The organism is Bacteroides sp. OM05-12 (genome assembly GCF_003438995.1).
Taxonomy (GTDB): Bacteria; Bacteroidota; Bacteroidia; order Bacteroidales; family Bacteroidaceae; genus Bacteroides.
The window spans coordinates 1-23007 of record NZ_QSUN01000038.1 but is presented as its reverse complement, the minus strand read 5'-3'; the positions used below and the strand labels follow the sequence as shown (position 1 = coordinate 23007).

Genomic DNA, 23007 nt, shown 5'->3' with positions numbered 1-23007 from the left:
GTTCGCAAATATGTACCTATTTTAGATTGCTACCGATTAACATTGGAAGACTTGCAACGTATGAATTGGACTGTAGTATATCCACCGGAAAAACAAAATAACGTAGAACCATAAATATACATTTGTTTGCATATTGCATAATCATATCCTATATTTGTTATGCTGAAAGAATGTGATAGGTCTTATATAAATAAATTATGAAATACCTAAGAAGCCTTTATTATATGTATGAATATTTATTCTATCGAACCTATCGTTGGCAAAAAAGACTGTGGGGTGAAAGTAGCGCACCGGAAATGGCAGGATTATTCGCTCCTTCGATGTTAGCTGTGATGAATATTTTATATCCTATTTGGTTGGTAACAAACATGATTTTAGTCTGTTTCTTCCGGGTATATTTAGTAGAAGAAGTCACTACTCTTTTTAAAATCATGGCAATATTTGTGTGTGGCTATTTTTATTTTTCCTTTGTGTCTGCGGCTAAATATTCTAAAATAGAGAAGAAATATATAAAAGAAAGTGTGGAAATACGTAAAAATAACAATAGAAAAATCGGGCTATATTTATTTTTTTCTTTGTTGTTTTTTGTTTTCTGTATGGTTATGACAGCGCTGTTAGGCGATTATGCAAGAAATTATTTATATTGAAATTCTGTGAAAATATTATGTTGAATTATTCATTTATTCATAAAGGTTATTTAAATGATAGGCTGAATAAACATATAAGGTGAAAATTATGATATATATTAGTGACATACGCGGGTTCCGGCAAACCGGAAAAACAAAATAACATAGAACCATGAAATACACATTAGTAACATTCTTCTTCTTGTTTAGCCTCGCTGTTTGTTCTCAAGACATACACTCTATATATTATCTTTCAAATAACACTTTGTTGGATTTGTCTGATAATAGATTTGTATTAAAAACAGGGATTGAAGATGGTGAAATAGTGTGGTTTGATGGTTCTTATTCATGTCGTAATGATTCTATAATATGTGTTGATGATTATTATAATTCAAATATCTATTTTAAAAAGAAGGATATGTTCATATTGGAATTATTAAATAATTCAGATTTTCAAGATAGATGTAATATTGCAAATGTTCGTATTTTAGGATGGGAATCTTACTTTTGGGGGGATTATGTGAAAGAGCAGACCTGTTATTTGATGGTTAGGGAAGATAAGAGAGGCTCGTATGTTTTTATATGGGATAATAATGAAATAGATAGAATTTATGATAAAAAGGCTCGCAGATATATTTTGAATAAAGATAGTTTATTGAACCTTTTGGGGAAGTGATTTTAATTATTTACTTAATCATTAATTTTTAGACATAATGAGACGATACATTTTATTCTGTTTTTGGTTGATAATGAGCACAAGTATGATTGCGCAAGTGTATGTTGTAACAAAAAGTTTTGATTATATTCCTAAAGAGATATTAAACGATATTGATAAGATGGGAGTGGACGGATACTTATCTTTAACTGATTTAGAAGGAAAATATATTAATGCAATTTTTCAAGTAGAGGCAGATATTAATCTTTCCGGGAAAAAAGTGTGTTTTCTTACCGGTAATATAGGGACAAATAAAAGCGATAAGAAAACATATTTTATGATAGAAAGGAGAAGAGTACATTCTAATTCTTCTCCACATTACTCTGTTTTGTATGTCTTGAATGCTACTCAAAAAGAGAGAAGCGGTGGTTATGATGGTGCAATTGTATATGGGAGTAAAAAGTTTCTTTCTGTAAAAGAAGTAATTAAAAGATTGAGAAAATTTCATTAGTATGAATCATTTATCATAAAATATGGCTAAGAGTAATTGTATGCTTATGGATTGTCAGTTATATTCGGGTTTCAGGGAAAAGATGATTTTGTATTTGAGCAAACAGTTAAATAAGGTTCTATTCCTTATATTGTTTTTCTTGAGTAATGTTTCTGTTCAAGCAGGGACATTCATGTCATCTGTGCCAATGAAGTCTCAGCATAAAATAGGAAAAATAGTAGTATATAAATCGTTTTGGAAAGGAGGGACAACGACAATGATTTCAAATATGTTTAAAGATCCTTTGGCTTACTCAGTAGATACAACTAATATTAATATCGGGACAAATCTATTTTTGAATGAGTTTGAAACAATATTGCTCAAATCAAAACAGGTGAAACATCGTCAACAAAAGATATCCGGAATATCTGTAGCAGGTGAGTTTTGGTACAATCAATCAGATAAACATTTTTTTTGTTATTTGTTTGCCTGGCTTATTGATTGATATATCAACCAAGAAAGAGTATATAATTACCGATGAGTCGTTGTCGAAACAAATGTACGATTGGATAGACTGTTCTATCTCAGTGAAATAGATAATATGAAAGATATACATTTTTATGACCTGAATAGAGTACCTGTAATGTGTTGGTCCGATTGTCTGTTGGGGATATTGGAGGAGGTACGTGTATTCTCATTTGACGTAAATATTGGGATTTCAATTTTCACAGCTTCAACTTTATGTCGATTGGATTTGAATTATTTGTTGAGGTTGCAGGAATATTTGAAAACGATGTATGAACGTGATATGTATGGATTCTGTCTTGAGAGTGAATTATTCAAAATAGATATGGATAGGAAAAAGAACGGAATAATTTTGTCGCAAATTCATCTTGTGGATAATCTTACCGGAGATACTCTTGATGTAAGATATGAGTTTGACCAATCTTTTCTACCTGAATTAATAGCAGAACTGACTTATGAGTAATGACAGATGTTGTAGTTCCGAAATAGAAGTCCTATTTGCAAGTAATGATAATCTGACTGTCATGCGGTGGTTTGATTTTTTGAAATATGAAGGTTCTGGTCCCCAATATGTTTCATTCCGATTTGAATTAAAGACTCCGACCTTTATGGTGAAAACAAAATTTGATTCGGACATAAGAGAGATAATTCGGTTTAAAAATGAATTGAAACACACAAGAGGTAACCGCTTAATTAAATTTCGTCCCCTTGGAGAATATCTTTTGGTTAATATTGAAACAGAAGGAGTGAATAGGATAATAGTAAGTGGGGATATAAGCGATATGCAAATGCCTCAAAGTTCATTATCGTTCTCTTTTGAAATAAATAATGAAATGGTCATATCATTAACTAATGGCTTGGAAACTGTATGTAAATATTTGAGCTTATAGATTATCTTTTAAAGAATGAGAGAAATATAAATATCATTCAATGTGTTATTGACATGCAATTCAACATACGGTCGATTGTTCACAAACGATAGGAGTTTGCAGACAATCGACCGTATGTTTATGAAATGATATTTATTAATGCATTTGCAAAATTCTTTTTGCTGAGTCTGATAAGACAACAAGCGCTCCGGCGATGATTGCAGTATCTTTGATTACCAATCTTCCCGCTCCTGATAATAAAGGGAAACCATATTCGCCGCTTCCTAAATTGGGTACCCAAACTTCCGGTGTTGTAACGAGGAACGATAAAGTACCTATTGTCATAATAATGGCTAATGATGCACCTATCAAACCGATTTTAGGGAAGAAGATTCCTAGAAAAGTGAGTATCCCGATAGACATGATGAGAATTCCCAAACCATGTGAAAAACCGTACGTGTTGTTTTCTTCATGCCATTTGTGCTTGCTCTCGTTAAATTCACCTTCTTTGAGCTTATATTCTTTATATTCCGGTGCCGGCTTATTGTAGAAGAAACTCATAAAAGGGCTGTTTGCCACGAAAGGTACAATCCCTTCTGCTTCATAGTTCCAGAATTTTAATCCGCCGATCCAAACAAATATTATAAGAATAGCTACTCTGATAAGGTTGATTCCTAATTTTTGGGAAGATGCTGCAATACGTAGAAATGCATTAAATAAATCATTCAATTTTGTCATCATGTTTGTTCTTTTTTATTGGTTTTAAACTTATGATGCAAAGATCGGGTATTTTATCAGCGCATGAAATGGCAATTTTGCCGTATGAGTTGGCTATTATTCCTTATTCGGGATTTTCTCTCTCTTTTTATAGTCGGTAATGCTTTCTCCTGTCATATTTTTAAAGAAACGACTGAATGCTGATATATCCTCAAAACCAAGTATTTCTGCTATTTCTTTGGCACTTTTTGAACTGTACAAAAGTAATCTCTTTGCTTCTGCTTCCACCCTTTCATGGATAATGCGTAAGGGAGAAGGGAGTCCATAAGACATGAATAAATTGGATAATGTTTTAGGGGAACGATGAAGCATGTCAGCGTAATCCTGTACCATTTTCTTTTCCTTAAAATGGCTGTCTACCAAAACGTAATATTGTCGTACAATATCAAAGCTCTTTTCTTTTTCATGGCTGACCGAGAACTTTTCTCGTGCAATGCGGGTACAGGTGATGATAAAACGTTTTAGAAGAGTGCGGAGCATTTCTTCTTGCAGATTATCTTTTATTTGGTATTCTTTTGAAAGGCGATTGGTAATTTCAGCTAAAATATCCGCTTGGCTTTCTGATAGTTGTAGTCGCATTATGTTAGAAGTACCATTGAATAGGAAGCCGTTGCATGATACCTCTTTGTCATGACCGAAGATGCAGTAAAAATTACTGTTGAACAGGAGAGTCAGATATTTACCGTTGATCTCTTCTATAAGAATATGATGCAAGGCGCTGAGACAAATAATCTCATTCTTCTCTAATGTCATAGGAATATGATCGATTTCTATCGACAAAGTCCCGTCTTGCACCCAGATAAACTTATATAAGCTTTTATCTTTTTGCAAAACAGGACTTGCATCAAATGCGTCAGTTAAGGCTATTCGACCATTTAACCGGGTGTTAAAATTATATTCCATAAGTTATATATTTTGTACCCGGTAAATATAATGCATTTATTTCAGTAAAATATCATCAATCATCTTTTTCAATTCATTCTTTGGCAATGCACCTTGTGTCATAGTCGGTTGCTTTCCAACAGGACAGAATAACAGTGTTGGTATACTTCTTATTCCGAAGAGTGCGGCAAGCTCTTCTTCTTTATCAACATCTATTTTATAAACGTCAATTTTTCCTTCATATTCTTTGCTTAGTTCTTCTACAATCGGGGATAGCATTTTACATGGTCCGCACCAAGTAGCATAGAAGTCTATCATACAAGGTTTATTCCCTTCAAATTTCCATTCTTCAGGATTTGCTTCAAAATTATATACTTTCTCAAGGAAGTCTTTTTTTGTTAACTCTTTTGCCATTTCTTTATTCTCCTTTTCTTTTAAATCGGTATTATTCACTTTATTAGTATTGCCTGCACAGGCAGTACCTATCACTAACAAAACAAACATGAAACTTGTTATTCGTATTTGCTTTAATTTTTTTCTTTTCATGTTTTATTAATTATTTAATTCGACTTTGCAAAGATAGTTTGCTTTTGAGAGTAAGGAAATGGCAATATTTCCATTATTGTTGTTGATTCTTCCCGATTGGTTATAAAACGATGGCTTGTCTATGTTAAACTGCGGTTTTTAACTATTACAAATGTCTTTAAAAGGGATATTTAAAAATGAAAAGCAACTAATTCGTGATAAATTAGTTGCCTTTCATTTTATTATTCATCAGAAATACTATTCAATACTATTTAATAAGTTCAATTTTCCATCATCAATAAGTTTGAGAATTAACTCGCCGAAAAGAGTGTTCTGCCAAGCGAACCATTCTCTGGTGAAGTTGTCCGGATTGTCTTTATGAAATGATTCATGCATAAATCCTGTTCCTGCATCTGTTTTCATAAGCATTTCAATGCAAGTCTTTATTTCCTTGTCGTCTTGACTAGTGAATGCTTTCATCATAATACTCATAGGCCATATCATGTCGTAACCGATATGCGGTCCTCCTATACCTTCACCATATTTTCCTTTGAAAAAATAAGGATTATCTTCACTCCATACAAAATTTCGGGTATTTTGATAGATTTTATCGTTGACATCCACATCACCTAGATAGGGCATTGCCAAAAGACTTGGAACATTCGCGTCATCTGTTAAATACTGATTTCCAAAGCCATCTACCTCATAAGCATAAATTGTACCGTATTTGGGATGATTGTATGTTGCATATTTGTGCAACGCATTTTCTACTTCATCGGCAAGTGATTTGCATTCTTGCGCTAAAGCCGTATTCTTGTTTACTGCTGTTAGGATTTCAGCAGCTTTTCTTAGAGAAGTGACAGCGAAAAAATTAGAGGGAACAAGGAATTGGAAGATAGTAGCGTCATCTGATGGCCTGAAAGCTGAGGCTATCAATCCTACCGGTTTTACTGGATTTCCCATTCCATCATTAGACATTGTATCCGTCTGTCTGTCTGATACTCTTTGAAAAATATATGGCCCATGTCCGTCTTTTTTCTGCTGTTCTTTGAATGTTTGCAGAATCAGTGTTATAGCTTGTAACCATTCTTCATCAAATATGCTATCGTCTCCTGTTACTTGCCAATAATGATATGCAAGACGTAAAGGATAGCAAAGGGAGTCTATTTCCCATTTGCGCTCATGAAGTTCCGGTTTCATATCCGTTTTATCGCTCATCCATTGATGATCGGGATTCGGATCATTTGGGTCAAGAAAAGCATTGGCATAGGGATCTATAATGATGCATTTAAATTGTCTTCGAATAGTCCCTCTTAATAACTTTTTTAGGTCAGCATCTTCATTGGCTAATTGAACATAAGGCCATACTTGTGCTCCGGAATCGCGTAACCACATTGCATGAATGTCGCCTGTATAGACCAAACAATCATCTTTCCCGTCTGTCAGGCGGTATCTTACCGTTGTGTCTAATGTGTTCGGGAAGCAGTTTTCAAACATCCATGCTAATCTTGCATTAGTCAGTAATTTCTTTATTTCTTTTATTTTATTTTCTACGGCTTTCGATGTAAATAATCTGTTTTTTATATCCGGACGTCGGGATATATAAACTTTTGTATTGTCACTTACTAAAGCAATATCGTCAATCGGAAGATTTGTTTTTCCATTAACAGGTAAGCCTACTGAAAAACAGAGAGAACATGTTACAAAGAAGGCGTTGCGTAAGAATTTGGTGCTTTTCATATCAAATTTATTTTATTGTAAAAACGATTAAGTTCAGGAATCCGCTAAATTTCTAACTATACGTGGTATAACGTTTTGACTGTACATAGGCGTAAAATATAAATTTATCATTTTGTTTTGGCGGATTAGCTATAAGAATACGTCATTTAAATAATTATTATATAATGGTGGAATTTCAAGTATATTGTAAATATGGCTTGTTTTTAAATATTCCCAAAAGGTAATGATTGCGTTTTTATAATATTTATTAACCTATAAAATTAATTAACTATAATCTTGGCGACCAAGTTTGAAACCTCATTCTTAATAAAGCTATTCTAATACTATTGTTAAAGTGTATTAGGAGTGGATTAGGAATTATCTTTTGGTCGTGCTGCTTTTAGTAAATAAAACTATGAAGAATATGATTATTGTAGCTATGATTGTCCCTTCTATGAAGTATGTATATCCTAATTGTGTCAAATTCTTATAAAAATTGATAATACTATGAATATGAAGAAAATAGTTCCTATTTTATGTATGGTGTTAATGGCCTTTAGTTGGGGATGTGAAACTGGAGGTGTTAGTGTGGTAAATCCTCGTTGTGAAATGCTTGTTAATCCTGAAGGCATCGATGTTTTTTCCCCTCGGTTAAGTTGGGAAATACAGAGCGAGGAAAAAGGAGTATTACAGACTGGGTATCATATCTTGGTTGCCTCTTCGAAAGAAAAGTTAAATCGGGATGAAGGTGATTTATGGGACTCCGGTAAAGTAAATTCTAATAAGTCTACCTATGTGCCATACATGGGAAAAACATTGAATAGTCGTGAAGAATGCTATTGGAAAGTTAGGGTTTATACCAATAAAGGAGAAAGTAACTGGAGTAAATCGTCCAAATGGACAATGGGGCTGTTGAAAAAAACAGATTGGTCTGCAGCTTGGATAGGTACGGATCGTTTGTTTGAGAATGAGGTGCTTGATTCGGTTTATACTCGTTTAACAGCTCGTTATCTTCGAAAAGAATTCTCATTAAATAAGAAAGTAGAAAAGGCTGTTTTATACGTTTCAGGCTTAGGTCTGTACGAAGCATGGATAAATGGGAGACGTGTAGGTACACAAGTCTTGGCACCTACTCCGACTGATTATACTAAAAGAGTGAATTATAATACATTTGATGTAACAGATATAGTTGCTAAGGGAAAAAATGCAATTGGTGTTACTTTAGGCAATGGGCATTTTTATTCGATGCGTTATCTTGCTTCTTACATGCCAAGTGTTACACATTTTGGTTTTCCAAAGTTGATTTTACAGTTAGAAGTAACTTACAATGATGGAACTAAGCAGATAATAGTCAGCGATAGAACTTGGAAATTGACGAATAAAGGTCCGATTCGTTTTAATAATGAATGGGATGGAGAGGAATATGATGCCCGGATGGAAATGCCCGGTTGGACTGAAGCTGATTTTGATGATAAAATGTGGATGCCTGTGGAATTGGTCACTGCTCCGAAAGGGAAATTGGTTGCTCAAAAGAATGCCAATATGCAGATAATGGAGATAGTAAAGCCTGTCTCCATCACTCAACAGGGACCGGCAACATATATTTTAGATATGGGACAGAATATGGTTGGTTGGGTATCAATGAAAGTGAAAGGAAAAGCTGGGGATAAAGTTACTTTGCGGTTTGCTGAACTTCTAAAGGATGATGGCTCTTTATATATGGATAATCTAAGAGGAGCAAAAGTAACGGATACCTACACACTGAAGGGAGATGTAGAGGAGTCTTGGGAACCATCATTCGTTTATCATGGATTTCGTTTTGTGGAAATCACAAATTATCCGGGAGTTCCTGATATAAAAGATTTTAGTGGAAAAGTTATATATGATGAGATGCCTGTAACCGGAACATTTCATACTTCTGATTCTACTATTAACCAGATATATAAAAATGCATATTGGGGGATTCGCGGTAATTATAATGGAATGCCTACAGACTGTCCGCAGCGTGATGAACGTCATGGATGGCTAGGAGACCGAGCAACCGGGTCCTTAGGGGAAAGTTTTATTTTTGATAATAATAATTTGTATTCTAAATGGCTTGATGATATTGAAGATTCCCAACGTGCGGACGGAAGTATTCCGGATGTAGCACCTGCTTATTGGAGTATTTATACAGATAATATAACTTGGCCAAGTGCATATATTTTTATTGCTAATATGCTATATCAACAATATGGTAATGATGTACCTATAAAAAGTCATTATGCTTCAATGAAAAAATGGCTTTCGTATATGAAAAGCAATTACATGGATAATGGAATAATAACTAAAGATACTTATGGCGATTGGTGTATGCCGCCGGAATTACCGGAAATGATTCATTCTCAAGATCCCAAAAGGAAAACTGATGGTGGAGTGTTAAGTACGGCTGTTTACTATAAATTAATGACAGTGATGCAGAATTTTGCTAATATTCTTGGGAAAACAGAAGATGCAGAAGCTTTTGCTCAAGAAGCCCAAATGGTTAAAGTTGCTTTTAATAATAAGTATTTTAATAGAGATGCAGGACAGTACAGTAATAATACTGTTACGGCTAACTTATTGCCTTTATGCTATGGTATGGTTTCTGATGAATTTATAGAAATGGTTTTTAATAATATTGTTCATAAAACAGAAAATGAATTTAATAGTCATGTAAGTACAGGTTTAGTTGGAATACAATGGTTGATGCGTGGCCTGTCAGACTATGGACGTGCCGACTTAGCTTTAAAAATAGCAACAAATAGAGATTATCCCAGTTGGGGATATATGATAGAAAACGGAGCTACGACGATTTGGGAACTATGGAATGGGAATACGGCTGAACCTTCTATGAATTCTGGAAATCATGTGATGCTTTTGGGAGATTTGATTGTTTGGTATTATGAATATCTGGCAGGAATAAAAAATGCAGAGGGAAGTGCCGGATTTGAGAAAATAGAGCTGAAACCATGGCTTATAAGTGGATTGGAGTTTGTTGATGCAAGTTATAAGTCTGTTAAAGGATTGATAAAAAGTTCATGGGTGAAGAAAGGTAATACTTTTGAGTGGGGTATTACAATCCCTGCTAATACAACAGCTGTGGTGTATATTCCGGCAAATGGCGAAGATAAAATTAAAATAAATGGAGAACCTTCTGTTTCTATGGTTGAAAATACTCAATTTATTTCTTATGAGAAAGGGTATTTGGTTTATGAGTTTGGTTCTGGCAGCTATAATATTGTTGCCATGAAAGAGTAAGGAAAGAGATCGTATTAATGATTATTTAAATTTTTGTGTTGAGTTAAATATTTATCGTTGTAAAAATGAAAAAATTGATAGTATTTGTTGGCCTTTTGACTTCATTGCCTTTAATGTCTCAGATCCCATTGCTCCAAAGAGATGCTGTTTCTCAGAATCAGATGATAGAAAATTTGATGTCTCGTATGACTGTTGAAGATAAAGTGAATATTCTAGTTGGAGTAGATGTGCAGAATGGGGCTAAAGCTTCTGAGTTTGTTCCGGTTGTTGGCAGTTCGGAATATATAGTTCCTGGATGTGCAGGAATAACCACTCCCTTGATAAATCTGAATATACCTTCTATTGTTTTAGCAGATGGGCCTGCCGGAGTGCGTATTAGCCCGACAAGGAAAAATGAGGAAAAGACATATTATGCCACTGGTTTTCCAATAGGGAGTATGCTTGCTTCGACGTGGAATACTGAATTAATGGAAAGTGTAGGTGTAGCAATTGGTATGGAAGCTAAGGAATATGGAGTTGATGTTCATTTGGCTCCTGCTCTTAATATAATGCGGAATCCTTTATGTGGAAGAAATTTTGAATACTATTCAGAAGATCCGTTACTAACTGGTAAAATGGCTGCCGCATATACGCGTGGTGTACAAAAAAACGGGGTGACGGCTTGCTTGAAGCATTTTGCTGCAAATAATAGTGAAACAAATCGCGATAAAGTTGATGCCCATCTTTCACAGCGAGCTTTGCGTGAGATATATTTACGTGGATTTGAAATAGCTGTTAAAGAGGGTAATGCAGGGAGCATAATGACATCCTATAATAAAATTAATGGAGTATATACTTCTGCTGATTATGACCTATTGACAACTATTGTACGTGATGAATGGGGATTTAAAGGAACTGTTATGACAGATTGGTTTGGAGGAATATCCAAAACATCATATACCGATGGTACTATGTCGAATACATCCATGCAGATAAAAGCTGGAAATGACTTGCTGATGCCTGGTACTAAACAGCAAAGAGAGGAATTGTTGAGTGATGTGACAACAGGAAAACTTCCAATGAAGTATTTAGATATATGTGTAAAGCGGGTGCTCAATATGATTTTTAATACTCCTTCTTTTAAGGGATATAAAAAAAGTGATAATCCGGACTTGAAATCACATGCTCAAATAGCATTGCAGGCAGCTTCAGAGGGAATTGTCTTATTGAAGAACGAGAAAGAAGCATTGCCTTTGAATACTTCTATCGGAAAAGTAGCTTTATTGGGTTATACATCATATAATTATATCGCTGGTGGTACAGGAAGTGGTGAGGTGAATAAAGCATATATTGCTTCTTTTACGGAAGCTCTTACTCAGACAGGGTATGTTTTTGATAAAAAATTGGAGAAATTCTATATGCCGTATGTCAATAAATCAAAGGAGGAAACCCGTAAATTTATAGAAAAGTATGGTGCACTTCCATTCGCAATGGCTCCGGAGCTTTCAGTTAAAGAAAGCATGATAGAGACAGCAGCTCGCACTAATGATGTGGCAATTATAACTATAGGCCGAATATCTGGTGAATTTGCAGATAGGAAAGCTACTAAGGGTGATTTCTTATTGTCAGATGCAGAACAGGACTTAATCGAAAATACAGCTAAATGTTTTCATCGTCTGAATAAGAAAGTTATAGTTGTATTGAATATAGGCGGAGTAATTGAAACTGCAAGTTGGAAAAATAAGGTGGATGCTATTTTATTATCTTGGCAGCCGGGACAAGAAGCCGGAAATTCTGTCGTTGAGATTTTATCAGGTAAAGAAAATCCATCAGGAAAATTACCAATGACTTTTCCTGTGAATTATGAAGATAATATCTCTGCCAAAGACTTCCCTGGTATTCCAGCCGAAGATCCTAGATATATATATTATGAAGATGGTATATATGTCGGTTACCGTTATTATGATTCTTTTGGTATTAAGGCTTCCTATGATTTTGGTTATGGTATTTCATATACCACATTTGATTATTCTAATATTAAATTGAGTAATACTAAATTTGATCAAGAACTTTATATAACTGTTGATATTAAGAATACGGGGAAAGTTGCAGGGAAGGAAGTCGTACAGTTATATCTTTCTGCTCCATCAAATGAAATTGATAAACCTAATAAAGAATTAAAAGCGTTCGCAAAAACTGGAATATTACAACCAGGAGAAACACAAACTGTATATATGAGACTAGATGCTAGGGATTTAGCGTCATATAATCCTCATATGTTGAGTTGGGTTGCTGATAAAGGAGAATATACGGTATTTGTGGGAGCGTCTGTATCTGATATACGTCTTAAAGAACCTTTTGTTCTTCTGCAAGATATTACAGTTGAGAGAGTGAACAATGTGTTAAATTGTACATCTCCTCTTAAAGAATTGCGTAAATAACAATGATTTTTATGTGGATGTTTTTTGTAAAATGAAATATAAGTCCATAATTAAATGCATAGGTTGTAATATGCCTATGCATTTTGATTATTATATTTATTATCATTTTGATAATTCCCATTTGCTAATATTTTCAATACTTAGATAGTCACGATCATAATTTGTATGTTTGTCTTAATATATTAATGTACAGTGAATTATTATATGTAATTTGCATTTATTGTTTTAGCTCAAATGCTTGAATGTAATGTCAGAAATAGGCTGGAGAATTTTACTCGTTTTCTTTTATTATCCGGAATATTTTTATAAATTAGCGTTAATTATCGATCAATTTGATCGATAATTTATTGATTTATTCCGTATTATTAAATCATGATATCTGATTCTATAATATTAATTAGTAATTCGCTTTTCTGATTTTAAATAGTTTGAATTAATTATCGTTTATATGAGCGAAGAAGAACACAGTAATCTTTCTTTTGAAGAAATATATGAAGCATATTTTGCGAAAATGAAACGCTTTTCTAAAGAGTATGTTTTATTAGAAGAAGATGCAGAGAATATTGTGCACGATGTTTTTATGGATTTATGGGAGAAATGGGATACATTTTCTACAAAAACTAATATGTTTGCGTATCTTTTCATATCAGTGAAAAATAAATGTATAGATTTTATAAGACATAAAGCTATCATGCAGAGAGCTGAAACAGAAATGGTTGAAGAATATCAATTATCTTTACGATTGAATTGTTCGGCCCTTGAAGCTTTTGATACAGACTTATCTAGACCTGACGATGTCGAAAGAATTATAATGAAAGCAATAAATTCTTTGCCGGAAAAGTGCAGAGAAATATTTATTAAAAATAAAATAGAGGGTAAAAAGCAAAAAGAAATTGCACTTGAACTAAATATTTCTATAAATACGATAGAAAGTCAAATGGCTATTGCATATAAAAAACTTCGGGTTGAATTGAAAGATGTTTTACAGCTATTTGTTTTCTTATATTTCTTGTAATAGATTCTTTTTTCCGTCAAATTCTATGGCGGATTTTTTTTTTCATTCGTTTTTATAATAAAGTAAATAAAAGATACTAGTGGATAATCGTATAGCCAATTATTTTGAAGGAAAGATGAGCGTATCGGAAAGAATCGCTTTTCTACGTGAAACCGAAAAGGACGATAATTTAAAGAAGGAATTTATAAATTATCGTAATATGCTTGGGTTGATAGCCTTGGCTGATAAAGATAATGATAGAATTGAAGGGCGGCAAAGTTATAATAAATTTAGAAAAGATCAGGTTCGTCAGGTAATGTATAGAAAGTTTTTGCAAGTGCTTAGCTATGCTGCCGTTATAGCATTATTAGTAGGTGGCACTTACTTTTTTACATTGAATATTCAAAAGTCAGATATTGTTGATCTTGCACAAAATAAGATATATGTTCCTGCCGGACAAAGGGCTAATATTTTATTGAGTGATGGTACGGAAGTTTGGATAAATGCTAATACAACAATAATTTACCCATCTGTCTTTTCCGGTTCGGAAAGGAATATCAAACTTTCAGGAGAAGCTTTTTTTAAGGTTGCCCATAATGAAAAAAAACCGTTTATTGTATCTACGGATAATCTAGATGTGAAAGTATTGGGAACGACATTTGATGTAAGTGCCTATAAAGAGTCAGGACAAACATCTGTGAGCCTTTTGGAAGGGTCGGTTAAAGTACAAATGGATGATAAAGATGTCATTTTATCTCCTAAAGAAGTGCTATATTACGATAAAGAGAAAACTGTCGTAGAAAAACTGGATAATGAGAATAATTTCTCATGGCGTTATGGGATACTTACTTTTGAAGATGAATCGTTATTTGAGATCTTAAAGAAGCTGGAATTGTGTTTCCATGTCGAAATTATTATAAAAAACAGTAAACTGAATCAAAAAACATTTACCGGAAAGTTCCGTCAACGTGATGGTATTATGGATATACTTAAAATTCTTCAGAGAGTACATCCTTTTAAAATAGAAAGAGATGAATTGAATAACGTAATAATCATTGAATGAGAAATATGAATTCTGGATAATAATTTGTGTAGGGATGATAAAAGTGGATACCTATGATGCATAAGTATACACAAAAGTTATAGAAAATCAAATGTCTATTTAATTATTTGTGAAATTATGAAAATAAAATCTTTGTTGACCTATTTGACATCAATAAATCAAAAGAAAAGCATAAAAGCAATGAAGATTGCCTTTATATTATCGTTTGTTTGTGCTTTTCAAGTCATAGCTTTAAATACAAAAGCTCAGAATGCTATAATTACTATTGGAAAATCAACAAATACTCTCGAAAAACTTTTTCAGGAGGTTGAAAAGCAGACTAACTATTTAGTTGTGTATAGTAGTCAGGAAATTAATGCAAAAGAGGAGTTTTTGCATTCGAAATCTTCAGGGAAAGTTGCAGACTTTCTTGATGAGGCATTTAAGGGTACTGATGTGCAGTATTTCTTTGAAAATAATTATATTGTATTAACTAAAAAAGATGCTTCAACTTCATCAAAGCAACAGCAATTAAAAAAAAATATAACCGGAACGGTCAGAGATAAAAGTGGAGAGGCGATTATTGGAGCTACTATTGCCATTGTAGGTACTTCCAGTGGTACGATAACAGATGTTGATGGTAAATTCTCTTTACCTGTAGATGAGGGTGCTATAATAAAGATTAGCTATGTTGGCTATCAAGATAAGAAAATAAATGTTGGGAAGCAAGCTGTAATTAATGTAATTTTAGAAGAACAAACTAAGCTATTGGATGAGGTAGTAGTTGTGGGGTATGGTGTACAGAAGAAGTCTAATATAACAGGTGCTATTGCTTCTATAAAATCTGCAAAGTATAAGGATGTAGGATTGAGTGCAACAGATTTACTGCAAGGACGTGTTGCCGGCGTTAACGTGACAAATGGGGATATAATTATTCGTGGTGCTGCGTCTATTAATGGTTCCGGGCCTCTTTGGATTGTTGATGGTGTTCCGTCTGATGTTTCTCCTAATATCAATGATATAGAATCGTTTGAAGTGCTAAAGGATGCAGCTTCTACTGCTATTTATGGAGCCCGGGCAGCCGGAGGTGTTATTTTGGTAACCACAAAGAAAGGAACTGCCGGTAAAACGACTGTTAATGCTTGGCTAAATTTAGGCGTAGTTATGCCTATTGATATCCCTGAAATGTTAGGTACTGAAGATTATATTAAAGCTAAATTAGCTTCAGGATATAATGCGCCACCTAATGCTAATTGGGAGAATCCATCTGAATTACCAAATACCGATTGGAATGATCTTTTATGGAGAAATGCTTTTCAACAAAATGCGTTTATCCAAATGACAGGTGGTGGTGAGAATACTACTTACAATACTTCTATTGAGTTATATAATAGTCCGGGAATTAAAATTGAAGATATTCAGAAAGGTGGTAAATTGCGTTATGCCGGTAGCTCAAAGATAGGAAAGAGATTTTCTGTGAAAGAGATTGTGACTTTAGGATATAATGATAAGAAACCGTCAGCCGGAGGAGGAATCGGGTTCAGACAGATTCCTACAATGAAAGATTATGATGCTGAAAATGTAACCGGGGGAGGTTGGGGTATGCAACCTACCGGATTTGGAGGTGGTAATCCTTTGATGAATCAATTGAATACTGTTTTTAATAATAAATATTATACAGGAGGTGTGAACTTTATCTTTACTTGGAATATCATTGATGGACTTGTTGTAGAAGCAAATTTATCAGATAATTTTGCTGCCAGTGCTGAGAATCAGTTTGAAACAGCTTATAATATCGGTTCGTTATCTAAACCGGACCGCTTGGAGAAAAATTTTGCAGTTTCAAATAGTATGCGTATGTTCTATACTTTGCAATATGAGAAACTCTTTGCTAAGAAACATTATATCAAGGTTTTGTTAGGATATGAAGCTGCGAAAAGTACAAATGTAACCAGTGGAGGTAGAAAATATGACTTTTCTGTTCATCCGGCTTGGGACATGAGCTTAGGTAATGGAGAAATGATGGTATTGGGTGGACAAAGCAATTCACGTAGTTTATCTCAGTTTGGGCGTGTCAATTATGCATTCAATGATAAGTATTTATTTGAAGCTACTGTCCGTCGTGATGGTTATGATAACTTTGGTCCTGAAAATAGATTCGGAGTTTTTCCTTCATTTTCGGCAGGATGGAATATTGCTAAAGAAACATTTGTTACTGATAACTTGCCTCAATTGTCTCAGTTGAAAGTCCGCGCAAGTTGGGGAAAGACCGGTAATAATACAGTTCCCCAGTTTTTGTATGACCCGGCTTATACGGCTGCTTTAAATGATATTCATAATACTCATCAATATTATTCCTTCGGAACCAGCGGTACTATTTTGCAAGGGTATCGGTATTCAGGTCTGCCTAATACAGGTATTAAATGGGAAGAGGTAACCCAAACTGATGTTGGTGTAGAATTAGGATTATTCAATAATAGTCTTTTGGTTACAGCAGAATATTATGATAAGAAAACATCCGATATGCTATATGATATGAACATTCCGGCTTCTGCCGGAGCATCAGTTGGCAGTTATAAGGCTAACATTGGCGATATTCATAATCACGGATTTGATTTGGCAATCCAATATCGGAATTCTTATAGAGATTTTAAATATGATGTTGCTTTAACCTTATCCACTAATAAGAACAAGGTTGTTAAATTGAACGATGAAATTAATCCTATCATTGAAAGAGGAGGGTCAGAAGCTATTACCGGATCAATATATAGAACTGAGAATGGAAGACCCATGGGGCAGATATATGGATATGTAGTTGAGGGTATTTTTCAGACACAAGAAGAAATTGATGCTTTGAATGCAGCGTCGCCTACAGGCTTGTATCAAGTATCGGGCACATCTCCGGGCGATTTTAAGTTTAAAGATTTAACTAAAGACGGAAGAATAACGGAGGAAGACCGCCAATATATAGGAAATCCCTGGCCGAAACTTATCTATGGATTGAATCTTAGCTTGTCTTGGAGAGGTTTTGATCTTGTAATGGGGTGGATAGGACAGCAAGGAATAGATATATATAATGTGTCAAAGGCTGTAGAACGTAATTTCTATGGTGACTGGAATACTACTAAGAAGGTTTTTGAGGCATGGACAGCGGAGAGACCGACGGGAAATCCTCGGGTAGTGACAGGAGACCCTAATAATAATTTTAAAACGGTTTCTTCGTACTTTGTGGAAAATGGTTCATTCTTAAAATTGAAGAACTTGCACTTTGGATATAATTTGCCGAAACCAATACTTTCAAAGATTGGACTTACCGGTTTGAAAATATATATCAACTGCAACAATATTCTTACGTTTACAAAGTTCCAGGGAGATCCTGAAATTGGCGGTGGTTATCTTGAACGTAACTGTTACTCTGATACTCGTTGGCCTGCAAGTAAGAGTGTTGTGGGAGGTCTAGCTTTAACCTTTTAAAATATAGATAACATGAAAAATAAAATAATTGTATTTATAACTGCTGTTTTATTTAGCAGTTGTGCTGATAGTTTTTTAGATTTGTCGGACTCTTCTACACTTTCTCCGGATAATTTTCCTGTTACAATGGATCATATGGAGTCCTTGTCTACGGCTTGCTATGCACAGGTTATACATATAAATCTGTATGGATGTATGGCATTGACCAAAGGTGCATTCGTCTCGGATCATACGGTAGATATGGCTTGGACTACTGATGAGCATTGGAGTAAGCAGGCTCAAAATCAGTTGGAGCCTAATAATGGTAATGTTGCAACTTTGTGGGATGCTTATTATAAAGTCGTAAGTGCAGCTAATACTTTACTTGATTGTATCGATAATTTTAAGAAAGACGGTTTGACCGATGTGCAGCTGAAGCGTCTGAGCCAAATGAAAGGCGAAGGCTTGTTTTGGAGAGGCTGGGCTCATCAGCAGTTGGTACAATATTGGGGTGAAGGTTATCCTTGTAATGGTGATGGCGATAAGTTAGGCGTTCCTCTCCGTTTGTCGGCTTCAATGACTCCTGCTTCATTGAAAGCTAAAAGAAATACGGTAGATGAAGTTTACAGTCAGGTTCTGACTGATTATAAGAATGCTGTAGATCTGTTGCCGGAGAAGTGGGATGACAGTAATTTAGGAAGATCTACAAAATGGGCCGTACAAAGTTACATTGGTCAATTGAACCTGTATAAAGGGGATTGGAAAGCATCAAAAGATATTTTGAAGGATGTAATCGATAAATCCGGGTATCAGTTATTACCATTTGAGGATTATAAAAATATGTTCAATGATAATCAGATTAAGTTCAATAAAGAATCGATTTTGGAATTGAATTTTATAAAAGGACATACACCCGGTGGCTATGGTAACTGGGCAGGTGCTGTCAGTCAAATGCATTCATCGCTTATTGCTCATTGTTACCGTTATGGGCGAGATACTAAGCAAGGAGGTTGGAGCAATCTTTTCTTCCATGATTCGAATATAGAACGTTTTGGAGATGATCCGAGATTGAAAATATGTGCAATAGAACCCGGTACGGAAGTTATAGTGGAAGGTAAGGCTACCCAGGTGTCCAGATATCTTTTAGATGTGACTTCTCCTGAGACTAAAGGATGGAGTGTAGGTAAATACAATCCGGTTACTTATGTTCCGAATGAGGTTAAGCTGGCTTGTGGAATAAACATCTACTTGATGCGTCTTGCTGATGTCTATTTAATGTATGCGGAGGCTTGTTTGCGCGATGGTGACGAAAGTACCGCACGTGAGTATATTAATAAGGTAAGAAGACGTGCTTATGATAAACCGACAGAGGTAGCTTCCGATATTGACATAACAACATCTGGAGATGCTTTATGGAATGATTTGCGTGAAGAACGTTTTAAGGAGTTTTGTGGTGAGGGAGTTCAGCATTGGTGTGATGTTTGCCGTTGGAAGACACTAAAGGATGAATTGGTGAAGTGGTATCCTAAGACCTTAGCCGGTGCTACGATTTATGATGATTATGATCTTTATTATCCTATTCCTCTTTCGGAAATGCAGAATAATCCGGAGATGGTGCAGAGTCGTGGATATAAATAATTTTATAAATACCTTTAAACATAAATATATTATTATGGAAAAAAAGAACAAGTTTTTTTATCTTTTTTTAGTTGCAGTTTCTTTGTTTTCAGGGCGAAGTATGTATGCGCAGGAAGTTGCCGGCCCGGTTGACATAACCTCGAAAAAGGCTTTTGACTATAATACTTCTTGGATTGGAAATGAAGGGGGTACTCCAACAAAACATATTCCACATACTACTGAGGATTTGTATGTACGGTCGGATGGTTATTCTGTGATTTCAACAAGTTGGGATGAGGGAGGAACCAATGTCCTGGTCTTTGATCCTTCAGGAGAAATCGTATCGATACCGGAAAATTCAGGTACGGGAGGTTACGGACGTTATAGTCAGGGTAGAGCGGTTATGGATGATAAGTATGTATATATGCTGTTGACACAGAACGGATGTGACGGAGCAAATAACGGACGTAACGAGAATGGATTACCAAATTATCCGTCTTGTAATTCGGAATCTACTTGGCATACGGTACGTCGTTTCAATTATTTGACAGGAAAACCGGCTCCATTCTCCGGTGGATATGGAAGCTGGGCAGATATGCTCGTTGTTAATTCCGGTGATAATGTTAGTTTGCGAGGGCTGGCTGTTAATGATGATGAACTGTTTGTGTATGAAGTGTTGTCTTCCGAAAAACTGGAATTTATCAAGGTGTATAATAAAAAGACCATGATATTGAAAAGATCATTTGTTTCCGGTGTTACTCTTGGGAGAAAAACAGCACCTGATACTCGCGGGAAAATGTATCTGGATAACCAGGATGGCTTATGGATACTCCTTAGTGGCAAGGTGGTAAGAGTTTCTCAGAAAGATGGTACTTTCTTAAAAGAAATTGTATTCCCGGAGAACACTAATGTGATGGGATTCTCTATCGATTTAGATAAAAACAGATTGTTGGCTGCTAATAGAGGTGCTGATTCTAATATCTTGATTTATGAAAATATATATGGTACGGATGATGCTCGTTTAGTTGGAACATTTGGTGAGACCGGGGGAATATATGCACGAACAAGTACACACGTACAAGGTGAGACCGGAGAACTGCGTTTTACCGGTCCGGTTGGAGTAGGTGTTGATGATGCGGGACATATTCATGTAGCCAACACATTCCTCACGGAAGGAAATAATCAAGGTATAGAATTTGGTGCAGCCGCTACTGTGGAAATCTATGACGAAGCATCTAAAAAAAGATTGAGTAAGAAAGAAGGACTGATTTTTACGGCAACAGCAGACTTTGATAGGGAGCCGGGCAAAAGAAATATGGTTTATACTCCATCGAAACTTCATAGAATAGATGTATCTGATGAGACGGTAGGTGGTCGTCTGGATGAGTGTATTGCGTATACTGCCAATCTCTTTAAATATCCGGATGATCCGAGAAATGAAAGAAGGTACGGATCATTTATTACTTGTTCCTGGATTAGAATGATTGAAGGCCAGAAGTTCCTTTTCGTATCCGATATGTATAGTGGTATGATCGGAGGTTATCGTTTCAATATGGAGACAGATGGTTATATCGGCATTCCTTTCTTACATGTAGGTGGTACTACTTTCTGGTTGGATAAAAATGGTGACGGAGCAAAGCAGGATAATGAGATTATGAACTTTACTTCTGATAAAGAGAATTTCTTATATCCTGATAAATTGGGTAATATTTGGAAAACCAGGGGAACAAATGGCTTCTCTTTATATATGTGCGGTAATATAGTAAATGGAATCCCTCAATATCGTGGTCGTGAAATGTCTTTGTCGTTACCTCGAGACTTAGATGAGGTGAGACGTATCGTGTACGATGATGTAGAAGATGCATTGTATATAAGTGGATTCAGACCTACGGCTTCCAGACCGAGAGAGTGGACGGCGGGAGGTTCCACTATCGTGAAATACAAGAATGCATTGAGCAGATTTAAATCCGGAGATGCTGATATGAAGAATTGGACACCGGATTTGGTGTTGGATCTTCAGTATTACCCCGATGGTACTGTATCTCAGAAAAACATGAAAGGTTTTACTGTCGAAGGTGATTATATTTTCACGGCCTTGTATCAAGAAGGACTTATCGGAATATATAATAATAAAACGGGAGCATACCAGGGATATATAGAACCGGGAAAAAGCGTGATAGAAAGCGGACAGGTACAGAAGAGTGGTTGGACGGATTTTGACTACCCGATCAATGTACGTAAGGATGACAGAGGATATCTGATTGCAAATGAGGAAAACTGGCTTAGTAAAGTTATGCTGTATAGTTGGAAATATTCAGGGATGACAGGTTTGGATATGGTAGACCAAAATGATGGGGTCAAGGTATATCCTGTACCGGCATCTGACAGACTGAATATTAATTTGGAGACAGAAGAACAAGGTACTGCGGTCTTATACGCTTTGGATGGAAAGATTTTACTCCGGAAGCAAATTGCAGGAGAGGATGTACTGGATGTTTCTAATTTAAGAGCGGGAACTTATATCCTTCAAGTATCCACAAACAAAAAGAACGTTCGCCGTACGGTAGTTGTGAATTGAATTTGTTTGTAACACAAAAACTATTGCAAAATAGAGTTTCATATCAGTTGAAACTTTCTTGATTATTCCCCTTATTTATCCTTGTTTCGTAGATGGAAAAGGAAGAAATAAGGGGAATATTTGTGTCTGCTTAACCATACGGTCCGTTGTTTGCAAACGATAAGAGTTTGTCGGCAATCGACCGTATCTTTGTTTACAAACGACCTGATGTTTTTTAAACATCAAGGTCATTTTATAAATTACTCAAGGGAGCGTTGTCTATCACTCAAGGGGGCGTTGACCAACGCTCAAGGGAGTGATAGCTTACATCTACCGGAGCGTAAGCCAACGCCCCCTTGGGCGTTTGGACTTCTTTGTTTTGCCTATTTAGCTGTTTTCAACTTTTACTTAGATTTACCTTCACCTTATCACCTTTTGCTCCTTTATTGCTGATTGATAGTTGATTGCAGTGAAGGTGGCTTTTTGGGGCAATGGAAAAGAAATTTAGAGAACTTGGTTTGTATCGTCCTGTTTTTGGTTGACTGGTTAAACTTAATAATCCTACTATAGGTTGTCT

General features: G+C 35.3%; 18 protein-coding genes. 13 read left to right on the top strand and 5 right to left on the bottom strand.

Features of this window, described 5'->3' with window-relative positions; genetic code table 11:
• Positions 1 to 224 precede the first annotated feature (224 nt).
• From DXB63_RS16915 to DXB63_RS16890, 6 genes are all read left to right on the top strand, one after another.
• Complete coding sequence (locus tag DXB63_RS16915) at positions 225 to 647, top strand: hypothetical protein (RefSeq protein WP_122127564.1); 423 nt, start codon at positions 225 to 227, stop codon at positions 645 to 647.
• A gap of 151 nt (positions 648 to 798) precedes the next feature.
• Positions 799 to 1302, top strand: coding sequence for a hypothetical protein (locus DXB63_RS16910; RefSeq protein WP_122348337.1), 504 nt, complete (start codon positions 799 to 801; stop codon positions 1300 to 1302).
• Positions 1303 to 1387: 85 nt separating this feature from the next.
• On the top strand, positions 1388 to 1792 hold the full coding sequence (locus tag DXB63_RS16905; protein ID WP_122127562.1) for a hypothetical protein: 405 nt from the start codon (positions 1388 to 1390) through the stop codon (positions 1790 to 1792).
• Positions 1793 to 1814: 22 nt separating this feature from the next.
• The gene (locus DXB63_RS16900) at positions 1815 to 2276 is read left to right on the top strand and encodes a hypothetical protein (protein ID WP_122348336.1); all 462 of its coding nucleotides are present in this window, start codon (positions 1815 to 1817) and stop codon (positions 2274 to 2276) included.
• 96 nt (positions 2277 to 2372) lie between these two features.
• Complete coding sequence (locus tag DXB63_RS16895) at positions 2373 to 2759, top strand: hypothetical protein (protein ID WP_147332306.1); 387 nt, start codon at positions 2373 to 2375, stop codon at positions 2757 to 2759.
• Entirely contained in the window at positions 2752 to 3186 is a 435-nt protein-coding gene (locus DXB63_RS16890; RefSeq protein WP_122127559.1) for a hypothetical protein, read from the top strand. The genes DXB63_RS16895 and DXB63_RS16890 overlap by 8 nt, the downstream gene beginning before the upstream one ends.
• Positions 3187 to 3321: 135 nt before the next feature.
• On the opposite strand, the gene DXB63_RS16885 is transcribed toward DXB63_RS16890, so the two are convergent.
• The 4 genes from DXB63_RS16885 to DXB63_RS16870 all read right to left on the bottom strand — a co-directional run bounded on the left by DXB63_RS16885 (position 3322) and on the right by DXB63_RS16870 (position 7089).
• Entirely contained in the window at positions 3322 to 3906 is a 585-nt protein-coding gene (locus DXB63_RS16885; protein WP_122127558.1) for a DUF417 family protein, read from the bottom strand.
• Between the two features lie 93 nt (positions 3907 to 3999).
• On the bottom strand, positions 4000 to 4845 hold the full coding sequence (locus tag DXB63_RS16880) for a helix-turn-helix domain-containing protein (protein ID WP_122127557.1): 846 nt from the start codon (positions 4843 to 4845) through the stop codon (positions 4000 to 4002).
• A 36-nt stretch (positions 4846 to 4881) separates the two neighbouring features.
• Positions 4882 to 5370, bottom strand: coding sequence for a thioredoxin (trxA, locus tag DXB63_RS16875; protein ID WP_199604234.1), 489 nt, complete (start codon positions 5368 to 5370; stop codon positions 4882 to 4884).
• Positions 5371 to 5607: 237 nt separating this feature from the next.
• Positions 5608 to 7089, bottom strand: a complete 1482-nt coding sequence (locus DXB63_RS16870) for a glycoside hydrolase family 125 protein (RefSeq protein WP_122127556.1) — start codon at positions 7087 to 7089, stop codon at positions 5608 to 5610.
• A 492-nt stretch (positions 7090 to 7581) separates the two neighbouring features.
• Here DXB63_RS16870 and DXB63_RS16865 point away from each other — a divergent pair, with 492 nt between their 5' ends.
• From DXB63_RS16865 to DXB63_RS16835, 7 genes are all read left to right on the top strand, one after another.
• Entirely contained in the window at positions 7582 to 10347 is a 2766-nt protein-coding gene (locus DXB63_RS16865) for an alpha-L-rhamnosidase (protein ID WP_122127565.1), read from the top strand.
• A gap of 65 nt (positions 10348 to 10412) precedes the next feature.
• The gene (locus DXB63_RS16860; RefSeq protein WP_122127555.1) at positions 10413 to 12767 is read left to right on the top strand and encodes a glycoside hydrolase family 3 protein; all 2355 of its coding nucleotides are present in this window, start codon (positions 10413 to 10415) and stop codon (positions 12765 to 12767) included.
• A gap of 448 nt (positions 12768 to 13215) precedes the next feature.
• Positions 13216 to 13782: an RNA polymerase sigma-70 factor gene (locus tag DXB63_RS16855; protein ID WP_122127554.1), complete on the top strand. Its 567-nt coding sequence runs from the start codon at positions 13216 to 13218 to the stop codon at positions 13780 to 13782.
• Between the two features lie 79 nt (positions 13783 to 13861).
• Positions 13862 to 14824, top strand: a complete 963-nt coding sequence (locus DXB63_RS16850; protein ID WP_122127553.1) for a FecR family protein — start codon at positions 13862 to 13864, stop codon at positions 14822 to 14824.
• 117 nt (positions 14825 to 14941) lie between these two features.
• On the top strand, positions 14942 to 18277 hold the full coding sequence (locus DXB63_RS16845) for a TonB-dependent receptor (protein ID WP_122127552.1): 3336 nt from the start codon (positions 14942 to 14944) through the stop codon (positions 18275 to 18277).
• A gap of 12 nt (positions 18278 to 18289) precedes the next feature.
• A complete protein-coding gene (locus DXB63_RS16840) occupies positions 18290 to 19894 on the top strand; it encodes a RagB/SusD family nutrient uptake outer membrane protein (RefSeq protein ID WP_122127551.1) in 1605 nt (534 codons plus the stop codon).
• 34 nt (positions 19895 to 19928) lie between these two features.
• On the top strand, positions 19929 to 22451 hold the full coding sequence (locus DXB63_RS16835) for a T9SS type A sorting domain-containing protein (protein WP_158563702.1): 2523 nt from the start codon (positions 19929 to 19931) through the stop codon (positions 22449 to 22451).
• Positions 22452 to 22827: 376 nt separating this feature from the next.
• Here the strand turns inward: DXB63_RS16835 and DXB63_RS18300 are convergent.
• The coding region (locus DXB63_RS18300; RefSeq protein WP_233522888.1) for a hypothetical protein at positions 22828 to 23007 on the bottom strand (180 nt) is incomplete at its 5' end.